The organism is Pseudoalteromonas shioyasakiensis (genome assembly GCA_013391845.1).
In the GTDB taxonomy this organism is placed as follows: domain Bacteria; phylum Pseudomonadota; class Gammaproteobacteria; order Enterobacterales; family Alteromonadaceae; genus Pseudoalteromonas; species Pseudoalteromonas apostichopi.
Genome location: CP058414.1, coordinates 987,578 through 1,002,618 on the forward strand (window position 1 = coordinate 987,578; position 15,041 = coordinate 1,002,618).

18 protein-coding genes are annotated in these 15,041 nt (G+C 39.4%); 13 read left to right on the forward strand and 5 right to left on the reverse strand.

Annotated features, from left to right (window positions below):
• Window positions 1-23: 23 nt before the first annotated feature.
• The 9 genes from HYD28_04545 to HYD28_04585 all read left to right on the forward strand — a co-directional run bounded on the left by HYD28_04545 (window position 24) and on the right by HYD28_04585 (window position 8,981).
• A complete protein-coding gene (locus HYD28_04545) occupies window positions 24-1,103 on the forward strand; it encodes a pilus assembly protein PilM (GenBank protein ID QLE08288.1) in 1,080 nt (359 codons plus the stop codon).
• On the forward strand, window positions 1,091-1,663 hold the full coding sequence (locus HYD28_04550) for a PilN domain-containing protein (protein ID QLE08289.1): 573 nt from the start codon (window positions 1,091-1,093) through the stop codon (window positions 1,661-1,663). The genes HYD28_04545 and HYD28_04550 overlap by 13 nt, the downstream gene beginning before the upstream one ends.
• The gene (locus tag HYD28_04555) at window positions 1,653-2,258 is read left to right on the forward strand and encodes a type 4a pilus biogenesis protein PilO (GenBank protein ID QLE08290.1); all 606 of its coding nucleotides are present in this window, start codon (window positions 1,653-1,655) and stop codon (window positions 2,256-2,258) included. Before HYD28_04550 ends, HYD28_04555 begins: the two co-directional genes overlap by 11 nt.
• A complete protein-coding gene (locus HYD28_04560) occupies window positions 2,255-2,791 on the forward strand; it encodes a pilus assembly protein PilP (GenBank protein QLE08291.1) in 537 nt (178 codons plus the stop codon). Before HYD28_04555 ends, HYD28_04560 begins: the two co-directional genes overlap by 4 nt.
• Entirely contained in the window at window positions 2,778-4,871 is a 2,094-nt protein-coding gene (locus HYD28_04565) for a type IV pilus secretin PilQ family protein (protein QLE08292.1), read from the forward strand. Before HYD28_04560 ends, HYD28_04565 begins: the two co-directional genes overlap by 14 nt.
• 179 nt (window positions 4,872-5,050) lie before the next feature.
• The gene (gene aroK, locus HYD28_04570; protein ID QLE08293.1) at window positions 5,051-5,569 is read left to right on the forward strand and encodes a shikimate kinase AroK; all 519 of its coding nucleotides are present in this window, start codon (window positions 5,051-5,053) and stop codon (window positions 5,567-5,569) included.
• Window positions 5,570-5,596: 27 nt separating this feature from the next.
• Window positions 5,597-6,667, forward strand: a complete 1,071-nt coding sequence (gene aroB, locus HYD28_04575; GenBank protein QLE08294.1) for a 3-dehydroquinate synthase — start codon at window positions 5,597-5,599, stop codon at window positions 6,665-6,667.
• On the forward strand, window positions 6,667-8,085 hold the full coding sequence (locus tag HYD28_04580; protein ID QLE08295.1) for an AAA family ATPase: 1,419 nt from the start codon (window positions 6,667-6,669) through the stop codon (window positions 8,083-8,085). Before aroB ends, HYD28_04580 begins: the two co-directional genes overlap by 1 nt.
• Before the next feature lie 53 nt (window positions 8,086-8,138).
• Window positions 8,139-8,981 carry a Dam family site-specific DNA-(adenine-N6)-methyltransferase gene (locus HYD28_04585; GenBank protein ID QLE08296.1) on the forward strand — a complete coding sequence of 281 codons (843 nt, stop codon included), beginning with the start codon at window positions 8,139-8,141 and terminating at the stop codon, window positions 8,979-8,981.
• Here the strand turns inward: HYD28_04585 and HYD28_04590 are convergent.
• Window positions 8,953-9,138: a DUF2970 domain-containing protein gene (locus tag HYD28_04590; protein ID QLE08297.1), complete on the reverse strand. Its 186-nt coding sequence runs from the start codon at window positions 9,136-9,138 to the stop codon at window positions 8,953-8,955. The genes HYD28_04585 and HYD28_04590 overlap by 29 nt on opposite strands.
• A gap of 5 nt (window positions 9,139-9,143) precedes the next feature.
• The gene (locus HYD28_04595; protein QLE08298.1) at window positions 9,144-9,440 is read right to left on the reverse strand and encodes a hypothetical protein; all 297 of its coding nucleotides are present in this window, start codon (window positions 9,438-9,440) and stop codon (window positions 9,144-9,146) included.
• Window positions 9,441-9,773: 333 nt separating this feature from the next.
• On the opposite strand from HYD28_04595, the gene rpe reads away from it, so the two are divergent.
• Genes rpe through trpS form a run of 3 tightly spaced genes read left to right on the forward strand, consistent with a single transcriptional unit; the run spans window position 9,774 to window position 12,177 of the window.
• Window positions 9,774-10,460: a ribulose-phosphate 3-epimerase gene (gene rpe, locus HYD28_04600; GenBank protein ID QLE08299.1), complete on the forward strand. Its 687-nt coding sequence runs from the start codon at window positions 9,774-9,776 to the stop codon at window positions 10,458-10,460.
• Window positions 10,457-11,122 carry a phosphoglycolate phosphatase gene (locus HYD28_04605; GenBank protein QLE08300.1) on the forward strand — a complete coding sequence of 222 codons (666 nt, stop codon included), beginning with the start codon at window positions 10,457-10,459 and terminating at the stop codon, window positions 11,120-11,122. The genes rpe and HYD28_04605 overlap by 4 nt, the downstream gene beginning before the upstream one ends.
• A gap of 50 nt (window positions 11,123-11,172) precedes the next feature.
• Window positions 11,173-12,177, forward strand: coding sequence for a tryptophan--tRNA ligase (gene trpS, locus HYD28_04610; GenBank protein ID QLE08301.1), 1,005 nt, complete (start codon window positions 11,173-11,175; stop codon window positions 12,175-12,177).
• 127 nt (window positions 12,178-12,304) lie between these two features.
• Here trpS and HYD28_04615 read toward each other — a convergent pair whose 3' ends face one another.
• Together HYD28_04615 and HYD28_04620 are read right to left on the reverse strand one after the other, a co-directional pair.
• A complete protein-coding gene (locus tag HYD28_04615; GenBank protein ID QLE08302.1) occupies window positions 12,305-13,198 on the reverse strand; it encodes a TraB/GumN family protein in 894 nt (297 codons plus the stop codon).
• Window positions 13,199-13,253: 55 nt separating this feature from the next.
• Complete coding sequence (locus tag HYD28_04620) at window positions 13,254-13,445, reverse strand: hypothetical protein (GenBank protein QLE08303.1); 192 nt, start codon at window positions 13,443-13,445, stop codon at window positions 13,254-13,256.
• A 278-nt stretch (window positions 13,446-13,723) separates the two neighbouring features.
• On the opposite strand from HYD28_04620, the gene HYD28_04625 reads away from it, so the two are divergent.
• Window positions 13,724-14,002 carry a hypothetical protein gene (locus HYD28_04625; GenBank protein ID QLE08304.1) on the forward strand — a complete coding sequence of 93 codons (279 nt, stop codon included), beginning with the start codon at window positions 13,724-13,726 and terminating at the stop codon, window positions 14,000-14,002.
• On the opposite strand, the gene HYD28_04630 is transcribed toward HYD28_04625, so the two are convergent.
• Window positions 13,983-15,041, reverse strand: coding sequence for a hypothetical protein (locus HYD28_04630; protein QLE08305.1), 1,059 nt, complete (start codon window positions 15,039-15,041; stop codon window positions 13,983-13,985). The genes HYD28_04625 and HYD28_04630 overlap by 20 nt on opposite strands.

Here is a 15,041-nt window from a genome sequence, read left to right on the forward strand (position 1 = left end):
AAAACAAAGGCAAAGTTGCAAACATGCTAAGTCAGCTATTTAAAAAGCCTTCATCTATGATGGTAGGAATTGACATCGGATCGCACTGTATAAAAGCAGTGTTGCTGCAAGAAACAGACGCAGGTATGCGGCTTGAAGCGTTAGCTATTGAACCTATGCCAAAAGGCGCTATGTCTGAGCGTTCTATTCAAGACATAGAAGCGATAGGCAATGTTATCGCTAAATTAAAAAGAAAAATTCCTAAATCAGTTCAAGCTGCAGCAGTCGCTGTTTCTGGTCAAACTGTAATAACGAAAGTGATTTTTATGGATGTATCATTAACAGATGCTGAATTAGAGTCACAAATTGCCATTGAAGCTGATAGCTTAATTCCATATCCACTTGATGAAGTAAATATCGATTTCGAAAAGCTGGCAATCAACGAAGCAGATCCAAGTAAAGTAAATGTTCTTCTTTCTGCAGCTCGTACTGAAAGTGTGCAAGCGCGAGTCGGTGCACTTGAAGCTGCAAACTTAAAGGCTGCGGTTGTTGATGTTGAAAGTTATGCACTAAGTAGAACAATGGATATTTACTACCAACAACTACCTAGTGATGCTTTCAACAAGTGTGTTGCCGTGGTTGATATTGGTGCTGTATTGATGCTTGTCAGCGTAGTACAGGAAGGTGAAACAATTTACACTCGTGACCAAGTTTTCGGTGGCGACCAATATACCAATAGTATTGTTGCTTATTACAACAAGAGCTTTGATGAAGCTGAAATAGGTAAAACAACAGGTGACTTACCACCAAATTACACGTTTGAAGTTCTTGCGCCATTCCAGACATCGTTATTGCAACAAGTAAGGCGTGCAGTACAAATGTTCTTAACTACCAGTGGTAAAGATCAAGTCGATTACATTGTGCTGACTGGCGGAACCGCCATGATTGAAGGCTTAGATAGGTTGCTAATTGAAGAGTTAGGAATCCACACCATTGTTGCTGAACCATTTGCAAATCTTGAAATTTCGCCGAAGGTTGACCGTAATATGTTACAGCGTCATCGCACTCAGTTTGCGATAGCTACAGGATTGGCTTTAAGGAGCTTTTCATCATGCCACATATAAATCTATTGCCATGGCGCGAACAACAAAGAAAAGATTCCCAGAACAAGTTCATTACAATTTTGTTCGGCGTTGTTGTTGTTAGCTTCTTGAGTATGTATTTATTAAGCTCTTTTTACAGCGGCTTACGTGAAGGGCAGAATGTAAAGAACAACTTCTTAAATACTGAAATAGCATTATTAAACCAACGTATTCGTGAAATTAATGAGCTAGATAAGAAAAAAGAGAACTTACAACAACGTATGCGCTTAATTGAAGAGTTACAAAGTAACCGTAATTTGGGAACACAAATTATGGATGAAGTGGCCAATATAGTCCCTGCCGGTGTTTATTTAACTAAACTAGAGCGACATGATAATCGCATTCATGTTATCGGTCGCAGTGAATCCAATAATCGCTTATCGACTATGTTGCGCCAAGTGCAAGGTTCTTACTTATTAGAACGACCGATTATGCAAGGCATTGTAGCTGGTGAGCAAACGTCGCGATTGTTGAGTGACTTTAATATGGATTTTTATGTTAAGCCTTTTGATCAGATAGGTGAGGCACGTAATGAACCTTGATATCAAAGCGTTAACAGAAATAGATTGGAATGAAATAGAACTTGAAAATATGGGCGATTGGCCCATAGCAGTGAAAGCGCTATGTTGTGCGTTTGTGGCTGCAATTGTTTTGTATTTTAGCTATAGCTTATTAGTTTCAGATGAAATTGCTAGCTACCACAGTGCAGTAGCTAAAGAAACTGAACTGCGCCAAACATACAAAGCAAAATATGCGATTGCGAGTAACTTGGAAATATATCGTCAACAAATGGTTGAAATGGAAGATAAGTTTTCGCAGCTCTTAAAACGCTTACCAACCTCCAATGAGACTCCTGGTTTACTAGATGATTTATCTTATGTTGGTACAACTAGTGGCTTAACTTTTTTGAAAATTGGCTGGTTACCAGAAATTGAAAAAGAGTTTTATACAGAACTACCAATTAAAATAGAAGTGGTAGGAACGTATCATGAATTTGGTGAGTTTGTTGGTAAAGTTGCTCAGTTACCGCGTATTGTTAGTTTACATGACTTTACGATTCAAACACTCGGTAATGGCGAACTAACTTTTAGTGTTGTTGCAAAGACTTATCGTTATGAAGGGGGGACTAAAAAATGAAGAAGCTTCCCTTAGTTATTGCAATGGCTATTGTGCTTACTGCTTGTAATGATGATACTTCTGAACAAAAAGAGTTTATTGATCAAGTAAAAGCGAGTACGACGCCTAAAGTTGAACCGATACCTGAAATCACAAAATTTGAGCATTTTGAATATAGTGCTGGTAAGTTACGCAGCCCGTTTGTGGCACCTAAGCCAGAAATAATCCAAAACAATTTAGTACAAGTTAAAAATTGCTTACATCCAGACCCTAATAGGGTTCGTCAACCACTTGAGAAATACCCATTGGATAATTTAGTTATGCAAGGGACTATCGGTCGTGCTGACAATACTTGGGCACTGATCAAAGCGACTGATGACACGCTTTATCGAGTGACAGTGGGTAATTATATTGGCTTGTATCACGGTGAAATAAAACAAGTGCACGACAATTATATTGAATTATTAGAATTAATCCCAGATGGGGCTGGTTGCTGGAAAGAGCGCCTGACCAAGCTAGAAATGTCAGAGGCAAGTACAAATGGTGCAGGTTAATCATATGAAAGGTGAAAAGAAAATGCATAAAGGAATGGCTTGGTTAAAGCACATAAATAAATGCGTGTTAGCTGCGTTAGCCTTAATTGTGGCTCAGACGGCAATCGCTGCCCCTTTATTGTACGACGTTCGTTATAACCCATTAATGCAAGGCGAAACACAATTACAACTTGTGTTTGATGAAGCTCTTACGTTTGAACCTAAAATCCAGGTATATAACTCGCCAGCTCGTATCGAAATGCTTTTTAGTAATGTAGGTGTAGATAATGAAGTACGTGATGTACCAGTTAATCAAGCAGGTATTCAGCATGTAACCAGCACTATGACCGAAGATGGTTTAAAAGTAATTGTTAGCTTAGATAAATTAAAAATTTATAAAACAACAGCGAAAGACAACATTGTTACTTTGCATGTTTCAGACAATCCGATTACAACAGATGACTCAAAGGATGGATTAACCGCTTCTAATAACTATATTAACACAGTACAGTCGATTGATTTTCGTCGTGGTGAAAAAGGTGAAGCGCGTCTATTAGTCTTTTTACAAAATACGCAAGCGGCAATTAATGTGTATGAAAGCGGTGGCAAAATCATTGCTGAGTTTCACCACACAGATATTTTAGACGATTTATTATATCAATTAGATGTGATTGATTTTGGAACGGTCGTAAGCAACATTGAAACCTTCAAAGAAGGCAACATAACACGCATTGAGGTTGAACCAAATGCGGCATTTAAGTTTACGCACCAACAAATTGAAAACATCTTTACCCTCACAGTTGAAAAAGACGATACTCAGCGCGCATACCTTGATGGTGGAATTGAATATCAAGGCCGCCCTATGAGTCTTAATTTTCAAGATATTCCTATTCGTTCTGTATTACAGATTATTGCTGGTTATAACGAATTTAACCTTGTCACAAGTGACTCTGTAACAGGCAATATTACATTACGTTTAAGCGGTGTTCCTTGGGATCAGGCACTTGATGTGGTGCTGAAGATTAAAGGCTTAGATAAGCGTATGGATGGCACTATCTTGATGGTGGCTCCTGCAGAGGAGTTAGCCGCTCGTGAAGCAAAGGAGCTTCAAGCTAAGCAGCAAGTTGAAGACTTGGAGCCGCTTTACAGTGAATATATTCGCCTTAACTATGCAAAAGCTGAAGAATTTGCTGATCTTTTAAAAACAGACACCAATAGCATAATCTCTTCACGAGGCAGTGTTTCTGTTGATAAACGTACCAATACTTTACTCATCAAAGATACAGCCAAAAGCATTGAAAGCGTGCGCCGTATGGTGGAAACCTTAGATATTCCTGTTAAACAAGTGGTAATTGAATCACGTATGGTGACAGTGAATGATAATGTCCAAGAAGACTTAGGTGTTCGTTGGGGGATCAGCGATGTAGGTAGTGATGGCGCTATTTCTGGCACATTAGATGGTGCCGGTGGTATGTTTGGTGCTGGCTCTTACGATAATATTCCAAGTATTTCTGACCGCTTAAATGTTAACTTACCTGTTTCAAGTCCTGCTGGTAGCATTGGTGTACAAATAGCTAAGTTAGCCAACGGTACAATATTAGATTTAGAGCTAAGTGCTCTTGAAGAAGAAAACCGTGGTGAGATTATCGCAAGTCCACGTATTACTACGGCGAACCAACAAAAAGCTCGCATTGAGCAAGGTACAGAGATCCCGTACGTTGAAGCAGCATCAAGTGGTGCAACTACGGTAACTTTCAAAAAAGCGGTGTTGAGCTTAGAAGTAACGCCACATATCACGCCTGACAATAAGGTCATTTTGGACCTAGTTATTACACAAGATACCCGCGGTGATACAGTGCAAACTCCAACAGGTTCTGCTGTGGCAATTAATACCCAAGAGATCCAAACGCAGGTATTAGTAGAAAATGGTCAAACTGTGGTGCTTGGTGGTATCTTCCAACAGCAAATCGTTAACTCAACTAAGAAAGTACCTCTGTTAGGTGATATTCCATACCTTGGTGCGTTGTTTAAAAGTACGAGTGAATTTAACGAGAAAAAAGAGCTGTTAATCTTTGTAACACCAAAAATCCAAATTGAATAAGTGATTTTTTCTTAAGCAACGAGCAATTAGCATGTTTAATTGCTCGTTATCTGGCTTTTTATGCTAATTGACTTGAAATACCCAAGCAATTACTGAGATAATCCCCTCCTTAATTTTGGGGCCAGGTCGTTAGGCGGGGTTTTATTTCAAATTTTAGAGTTCGTTTGTACTAAAAAGATATGGCTGAGAAACGTAATATATTTCTAGTGGGCCCTATGGGGGCTGGCAAAAGCACAATTGGTCGTCACATTGCTGATCAATTACACCTTGAATTTTTCGATTCAGATCAAGAGATCGAGCGTCGCACTGGAGCAGATATTGCTTGGGTGTTCGATCTTGAGGGTGAAGAGGGCTTTCGACTTCGTGAAGAAACTGTAATTTCAGACCTAACAGAGATGCAAGGTATTGTGCTTGCTACTGGTGGTGGTTCTGTGATCAGTAAAGAAGTGCGTAACAAGCTATCTGCTCGCGGTATCGTTGTATACCTAGAGACACCAATCGAAAAGCAAGTTGCACGCACGCAGCGCGACAAGCGTCGCCCATTATTGCAAACAGAAGAAGCACCGCGTGATGTATTAGAACGCTTAGCTGAAGAACGCGAACCGTTATACAAAGAAGTTGCTGATTTTGTTGTCCGCACTGATGAGCAAAGCGCGAAAGTTGTTGCTAATCAAATCATCGAGAAATTAGATTTTTAAAAACCAATAATAAAAAGGGAACTAGCTATGCTTGAATTAACAGTTAATTTGGACGAGCGAAGTTATCCTATTTATATTGGTCAATCTGCTCTTAAAGAGACTGGTCGGCTACGCGAGCACATCGGCGATTGTCGACCTATCATTATCACCAACGACACCATTGCACCTTTATATCTTGATGATGTAATGACGTCGTTGGCTGATCTTAACCCGTTATCTTTTACCATCCCTGATGGCGAACAATACAAATCACTTGAGTGGTTTGAAAAGATTTCGGCGTTCTTACTTGAACATAACTGTGGTCGCGATACTTGTCTTATTGCCTTAGGTGGTGGTGTTGTTGGCGACTTAACCGGCTTTGTTGCTGCATGTTATCAACGTGGTGTGCCTTTTATTCAGGTGCCAACTACTTTGCTTTCGCAAGTTGATTCGTCTGTAGGTGGTAAAACGGCAGTAAATCATCCTCTTGGTAAAAACATGATTGGCGCGTTTTACCAACCACAAGCTGTATTCATCGATACTCAATCGCTGCATACTTTGCCCGAGCGTGAATTTGCTGCAGGTATGGCTGAGGTTATTAAGTACGGCCTCATTTACGACACTGAATTATTTGCTTACCTAGAGCAAAATATTAACAACCTTAAATCACTTGACGAGCAAACTTTGCAGCATGTGATTTACCGTTGTTGTGAAATTAAAGCTTTGATTGTTGCACAAGATGAAAAAGAAGCTGGCTTACGTGCACTGCTAAACTTAGGACACACCTTTGGGCACGCGATTGAAGCACAAATGGGTTATGGCAATTGGTTACACGGCGAAGCCGTTGCGGCAGGTATGGTGCTCGCAGCTCGTTTAGCGCAAACCCGTGGTGATTTAACTGCTATTGAAGTTGAACGCATTGTTAAATTGATTGCTGAGTATGATTTACCTGTTGATATTCCAAGAGATATGACTGGTGAGCAATTTTTAACACATATGCGTAAAGATAAGAAAAATAAGAAAGGTACTATTCGCTTTATTCTTCCAACCCAATTTGGTCAATGTGCGCTGGTAAGTGATGTTACTGATCAGCAGGTTTGTGATTTAATAGCGCGCTAATGCAATCACAAATATTGCCTAGCCGTGCTGCGCTAGTTGATCGAATCGCTCTGCAGTTTGAATATGGGCAAAACCTAATTTGCTTACTTGGTCCATCGGGGCTAGGCAAAAGTTATTTACTAGAAACCTTTATTACAGATAAATACCTCGACTTTAACAAGGCGTTTGTTCAATTGTCGGGAAAAATGACCGACCAGCAGTTTATGACCGAACTGCTTGAACAAAGCTTTAGTAACCCACTGATAGACCACTCTTTGAGTTTGTCTGAAAACTTCTATCAACTTTATAAACAACAGCCTTGTGGTGATTGCTTATGGGTGATTGATGGAGGGCGTCATTTATCTGAAGAGTTAATCCAGCAACTAGAAATTTTAGCAAAGCAAAGCCCGAGCACACTATACATTTTAATAGCATCCCAGTCGGTAGGGCAATTTAGTCAAGCTGTTGAAATTCATCTAGAAGCGCTGAATTTGAGCGAAAGCAAACAGCTTATGCGTTGGTTTTTCGATAACCTGCCGGTTGAAGAAGATCCTGTTTTTCGCACCTTTTTACAAGAGGCTCATGGTAATCCAGCTTTATTACTTGCATGGCAGCCCGAGCAACAAAGCGCAGACATTCGAGTACCAGAAAAAAGCTACAAATTGCTTTATATAATTTTGTTGTTACTCACAACAATGTTGTTAATTATTGGCTTTTTGTATAAAGCGGATATGACCGAGTGGTGGAAAGCGCATTATCAGCAAGATACAGTGAGCGCTGTGGCAACAGCGCTGCCCGCAGAGACGATAGTCAATAGGCAAGTAGAAAGTGACGAGCGAGTATCAGAACAAGCGTTAGATAAGCTAACAAAACCAGAGCAAGCCATTACTGAACATGCTGTAAATACCACCCCAGTTGCTCAACCGCCAGTAGAAACTTCAGAAAAAGAAAGTCATGAGAACGAAATCCATGACAATAATGTTGCTGCGATTGTCGATAGCCTTTTTCCTGCTGAGCAACAACATGCAGCACAAGATAGCGAGCAGCAAAGCACAGAGGAAATAGCGACAGCGATAAATACTAATACTAAGCCGGTAGTAGCTGCGCTCGAGCAAACTACTGAATCTGAGCTAACGCTTGAAGGTAATGCTTGGTATTTAACTCAGCCAGACGATCATTATGTCATCCAATTACTTGCGGTTACTAAACCAGAAATTAGCGATAAATTTATTAGTGAAAATGATTTGCTAGGGCAGGTTAATACATACCGAAGTCTACGCAGTGGTAAGCCTTGGTGGATTGTAACTTATGGCAGTTATGCCACACTGAATGAAGCTAAGAAAGGTGTAACAACACTTTCTGATAATGTGCGTAAAAATCAGCCATTTTATAAAAAAATAAGTAAAATTAAACAAGAAATCGCTTCACTTAATCAGTAAATTAAAACTGATTAGTGTAAAATCGCGCAACACAGAATTGAAGTTAAGAGCAGATGCAGCAAAAGACCAGAGCCTTCCTTAAATGGGCAGGTGGAAAATACAGCCTAGTTGAAGATATTCGTACCCGCTTGAAGCAAGCGAGTATGGATGCTGACACCTTAGTTGAACCTTTCGTTGGTGCTGGCTCTGTATTCCTTAATACGGACTTTAAGCATTATATTTTAAACGATATCAATGCGGATCTGATCAACCTTTACACTGAGCTAAAGCGAACACCTGATGAATTTATTAGCGATGCAAAGAAGTTGTTTGTAGAGCTTAATAACCACCCTGAAGCCTATTATGAGTATCGTGTTCAGTTTAATCAAAGCAGTGATGTGTATGAGCGTGCAATTTTATTTTTATACATGAATCGCCATGGCTATAACGGTTTGTGTCGCTACAACCTTAAAGGTATTTTTAATGTCCCTTTTGGTAAATATAAGCGCCCTTATTTTCCTGAAAAAGAAATGCACTTTTTTGCTGAAAAAGCGCAGCAAGCAACCTTTACTTGTTTAGGTTATGACGAGGTATTTAAGCTTATTCCTAATAATGCAGTTGTGTATTGCGATCCACCATATGTGCCTTTGAGTAAAACTGCATCATTTACTTCTTACGCTAAAGGTGGCTTCAATTTAGATGATCAGGCTAACTTGGCTAATTTGGCTGAGCAAACTGCATTCGAAAATAACACACCAGTGCTCATATCTAATCACGATACAGTATGGACTCGTAAAATCTATAGCCAAGCTTCACTTGATGAAATTCAGGTGAAGCGAACTATTAGTCCGAAGGGCGGTTCACGTAATAAAGTGAATGAGTTAATGGCTATGTATTTAGCACCAAAGAAACGGTGAAATAAATCGCTGCTACAAACACGCTAAATAAGATGAGCGCGATGATGATGATAGTACTGAGTGAATGCTCTTTGAAGTCAGCTTGACGTTTGTCTTCTGATTGCACACCAAAAAATGCCGCGAAGACACTTTGCAATGCACTAATGAATTTGTTCATGCGATTTAGAACTTAGAACCTAAACTGCTAACTTTCTTTGACTCTTCACTACTTGTTAATAACTCAAGTAAATCAAGATAATGGAATTGAGCGCTGCGGCTATCACCAGTTAACCAAGAAAACCATCCTGTTTCTTGTTCTGCTTTCATACATTGAGCAGATGATGACGATGCGCTTAGTGTATTGCATGAGCAACTAGACGCCGCTGCTAAAAAGTCGTCTTCATCGGCAGATGAAAAAGATACAAACGTAGCAACCGTAAGTGCGGACGCGATTAAGATCCCTATTTTAAAAGCACGCATGAGAATAACCCTTGTTTGTGTTATTTAGACAAGCATACATAATAATTGCTCAAATAACAAACTTAATTAAGGCTGAATTAAATAAAAATATAATAAAATTAGTTCTTTAAAGTAAATTTTATGTTTATTTTTTGTTTTATTTGGGGTTGTCAATGCAAGTAGCTGAATAGAGTTATTGTTCAATTTTTGATTAAATTCACTTTAATTCAATAAGCTAAAAGGACTAGCCTTAAGTAATAGCCTCTTAACAGTCAGCTGTGGTGTTTTAATCAGCTGTCGATTGGGTTACATTATGCGCTCTTCTTGCAGTCGCAAATTATGATGGAATCTTTTATGTTGGAAACATTACAAAAGTATTTAATTGCCCCTTCTATTTTATCAGCTGACTTCGCCCGTTTAGGTGAAGATGTTGATCGTGTAATTGCAAGCGGGGCTGACGTTGTACATTTCGATGTAATGGATAACCACTATGTGCCAAACTTAACCTTTGGCCCAATGATTTGTAAAGCACTGCGCGATTACGGCATCACAGCTCCTATTGATGTGCACCTTATGGTGAAGCCTGTCGATCGCTTAATTCCCGACTTTGCTGATGCAGGCGCATCTATTATTAGCTTCCACCCAGAGGCGAGTGAGCATATTGACCGTACTTTACAACTAATAAAGGATAGTGGCTGCCAAGCAGGACTCGTGTTTAATCCAGCTACGAGTCTTAGTTATCTTGAACATGTGCTTGATAAAGTAGATGTGGTGTTATTAATGTCGGTTAACCCAGGTTTTGGCGGGCAAAGTTTTATTCCACATACTCTCGAAAAGCTTCGCCAAGCGCGTAAAATTATTGATGATTCAGGTCGCAATATTCGTTTAGAAGTTGATGGTGGTGTGGGTGTTGATAACATTGCTAAAATAGCAGAAGCAGGAGCTGATATGTTTGTATCTGGTTCTGCGATTTTCAATCAACCAGATTACAAAGTGGTCATTGATGCAATGCGTAGTGAACTTGCAAAGGTTGAGTCATGAAATACGATGCGGCTTTTTTCGATTTAGATGGCACCTTAGTTGATAGTGTTTATGATTTATACATTGCGATGAACCTGACTCTAACTGACCTAGCATTTCCGGTTGTTACACAGAAGCTAGTTGAAAGCTGGGTAGGTAATGGTATAGAAACGCTCGTTAAACGCGGTTTGAGTGGCGATATGCAAGTCAGTGAGCATTTAGATGAAGCTCTTACTGAGCGAGCTATTAATTTGTTTTATCAGCACTATGACCAAGTTGTGGGTGACTATAGTGCGCTTTATCAACATGTAGAAACAGGGCTTGCTGCACTTGCTGGTATTCCTAAAGTGGTGATCACCAATAAAGCACGTCGTTTTACCGAGAAGCTACTTGATAAACTCTCACTGACCAGTCATTTTCAATTGATTGTGTGTGGTGATGATATGGCAAAGAAACCATCACCTGAGGCTTTACAATTTGCTTGTCAGCAACTCGATGTCAGCCCTGCCAAAGCGGTTATGATAGGCGACTCAAAAAGTGATATTTTGGCAGCAAAAGCTGCTAATGTTGACGTTGTCGCGCTCGGTTATGGCTATAACCAAGGTGAAAACCTTGCTGATTTCAATCCAGAGTACCTCTGCGAGAATTTCTTAGATATAATACCCGTTCTTACTCAAAGGTAAGAGCATTTTAAATTCGTCTTTTTAGTTTAGTAAAAATATAAAGGAACATCATGAGTAAACCAGTAGTGTTAAGTGGCATTCAGCCAACCGGTGGTATGACAATAGGCAACTATGTTGGCGCTATTAACCAGTGGCTTAAGCTACAGGAAGACCACGAAAGTTTCTTTATGTTAGTAGATTTGCACGCCATTACGGTTCGCCAAGATCCAGAGCAACTACGCTCGCGCGTACTTGACGGTATTGCGCTATATGCTGCATGCGGTATCGACCCAGAGAAAGCTGCGTTATTCGTACAGTCTCAAGTGCCAGAACATGCACAGCTAAGCTGGGTATTAAACTGTTATGCTCAAATGGGTGAGCTTAATCGTATGACGCAGTTTAAAGATAAATCATCTAAGCATGCTAATAACGTAAACGTGGGATTATTCTCTTACCCTGTACTGCAAGCTGCTGATATTTTGTTATACCAAGCAGATCAAGTACCAGTAGGTGAAGATCAAAAGCAACACCTTGAGTTAACTCGTGATATCGCAACACGTTTTAACAACCTATACGGTGATGTGTTCAAACTGCCTGAGCCGTACATTCCTGAGTTTGGCGCACGTGTAATGAGCTTACAAGATCCTCTTAAGAAAATGTCTAAGTCTGATGAAAATCCAAACGGTTACATTATGTTATTAGATGAGCCGAAGAAGATTGAAAAGAAACTGAAAAAAGCAGTAACCGATTCAGACGAACAAGCACGTATCTACTTTGATCGTGAAGAAAAGCCAGGTGTATCTAACTTACTAACTTTATTATCTGTGGCTACTAAGCGCTCAATTGAAGACTTAGTACCTGAGTACGAAGATAAAATGTATGGTCACCTGAAAAAAGACACAGCAGCAGCTGTTGTTAGTATGATTGAGCCGATCCAGACACGTTTTAAAGAAATTCGCGAAGATCAGTCACTGCTTGATAGTATTATGAAATCAGGTGCTGAAAAGGCGAGTATTCGCGCTGAAAAAACATTAAAAGCAGTATATGACGCTGTTGGTTTTATCCCGCGTCCGTAAGCTATTACTTAAGTCACATATAAAAATACCGCTTTTAAGCGGTATTTTTTATTAAAAGCTAAGCACAATTAAAACAGTAAACAAACAGATAAGTGCTGCGGCGGTTTTGTCGGTTTTTTCCATTTTCTTATTCCTCATCTGTATTCAACTGCTTAATTTCATAACCTTTATTTTTTAACAAGGCTAATAGGCTATCTTCTCCGGCCAAGTGAGCTACGCCAACGACTACCAGCTCTTTTTGCTGATCAGTTAAATAATGCTCAATATGATTAAGCCAATTCAAATTGCGTTGCTTTATGAGTATTTGATAAGTGTGGGGATCATGTTCTTTCAATGGCATGATGATAAGCTCATTCATTGCCCGCATATTGCCGTTTCGCCATGCAGCGAGCATGGCAATATAATCATGCTGATAGCGAGAAATTTGCGTTAACTGTGATTCAATAAAGGCATTTTCGTTTTGGCTGCCTAATTCCTTAAATAGATGTAATTGATAAGCTAAGCTTTCAAGGTAGGCTAATTTTTTGCTATCTTTTTTAGCTAATTTAGTAAGGTAGCTATCGACACCTTCACCCAAAAGCGATTGCTTTTTCAGCTCCAACGACATCATCAACAAACCCACCATAAACGGGCGAAAGCTATCGAATTCGCTGAGTTGCATGTCATATCGGTTTAGTTGCTCTTCTAATCGTTGCTTCACGTGTGCTGTCAGCTTGCCACTTAAGGTTTCACCCGCTGGGTAGCTGAGAGCTTTGAGCATTGTCAGTTGTGCCGAGCTATTGCTTGGTGCTGGCATATTAGCTTCAAGTACTAAGGTATCTGCCAGATGATAAGCCTGATTAAACTCTGCAGGTAATGGTATCTCTTTCGGAGGCAAAACATGAATTGAGCCAGCAATGTAAATATATTTATCACCTTTACTTACCAGCCAAACAGCACTTTTAGCAATACTAAATTCACATATTAATAAGCCTGATACTGCAATCGATGAGATGAGTAAGTGTCGAGTCAGTGTTTTCATTACTTAAGCCTGTTAATTAGATGAAGCTTGCCCAGTATATTGGACAAGCTAGATATTACTTATTGAGCTGTTGCTCAATTTGGTGATCAATTTTATTGTTCATTTGTTCAATAGAAGCCTCGATAGAGGTCTCTAATTGCTGATTTAGCTTTTGGGCATTTTGACTATTTAATAAGGTGTTTGGTGATGTAAAAACAATTACCGTTACTGTTAGAAGTGACATCATTTTTAAAACTGAGCTGGTCATAATTTAATTCCTTTAATTGGTTGGTTAGTTTTATCAGCGAAGCAAAATTGGTTGGTAGCCCGTTGATGGAAACTACAATAGCGAGGAAAATAGTGAGTGTCGCTTATCTACATCTAAGCGATTTATTTATAAGGTTCTAAAAAGTTAATCTTTTTAATTTCAATGTTTTATGTCTAATCCTTACGGGGTTAAATAAGGTTTTATTGTCTATTATTTTTGAGTCTGTGCATTTTGATGCTAGTGTAGGTGTATTAAAATAGGAACTAGTAGGTTTTGGTATGGGCTTTAAAGTAAAACATTATGCGGCTAAAACTGTGGCTGCGAATAGCTCATTAGAATGGGAGCTAATTTTAACTGAACTTATTATTGGTAGCCTTTGCGCAGCCTTCGCAAAGGTCGGCTATGACGCAAGCATGCTGCTTATTTTTATACCCAATTTAGTAATCGCCTTAGTTTGCTTTGGCTTTATTGGGCTTTCGGTATTTCATTTCATCAGAGAAAACGCAGTAAGCCAAGCGAGTAGTATTGATTGCTGCGTTACTTTGCTACTGGAGTGACACCAGGTGAGTCACACGCAATGACTTCAAATCGATAGCCGTATTCGGCATTGTGATCCGGGGTTACTTGCACAATTTCATAATCATTCAGCTCAACAGTTTTACTGTTCTGTGATTTTAAACAGCGAGAATAGCTATCAGCCTCAAAGCTATAAGCAAACATAGCAATTAAGCGTTTACTCCTTTCAAAGTAACCCTTAGTGTCTAAAAACTGACGTAGATTTTGCGCAGTTTCGCTATCACCTTCAATATCTACATCTCGCCTTAGAATCGGCACAGAATTGCTGCTGTCTGGTAATTGCTGCTCTATTTTTTCACTGAGTTCTTCAACTGCTTTTTGCTGATCAGTAGGTGTCTCCTCTGCAATAGCTTTGCTATCTGCAAAACTGCTGACAACATCGTCTACCACTTCTTCAACTGGCTTGTCGTCAATAAACGAAATTAGATTAATAAATACGACTGACGCTAATATAAAACGCAATATAGCGGTTAACAGCGGTGAGTAACTTTGGCTAATAAACTTAATTCGCTCAGAACCAAACGGTTTTATCAACAAAAGAATAAAAATATAAAAAGGTAAAAAAAGTTGAAATAACAACAATGTAACTAAGCTAATGCCCATAGCCCAAGGGGGTAAATATAAGAGGGTGGCAAAGTTATGTGTGTAGTTAAAATGACTGGCAGAAACATGTGTTACATCATTTACAATACCGCTCGCACTGGCTAACACAAAATTAGCGACACTGGCGTAGAATATTAAAATCAGTGCTTTACCAGCAAGCGAATGCCAAAGCTGATTAAACTTGGGCCAAAATTCAATAACTAACGCAACAATTGTGATAGAGGCACTTAGCCAGCCCGATTGCACAACAATCAGGCTGCTTAATGCTAAAAGATAAAGCTTTTGTGCGGTACTTAAGTTAAACCAAATAGCTTGTAATCGTTCAACCAGCCTTGTTCTATGTGGCTGCCAGCTACGTTGCTGTTGTTGAAACTGTTTATTAGCGCGCCATTTTGCAATTTTTAAATACCTACGCAC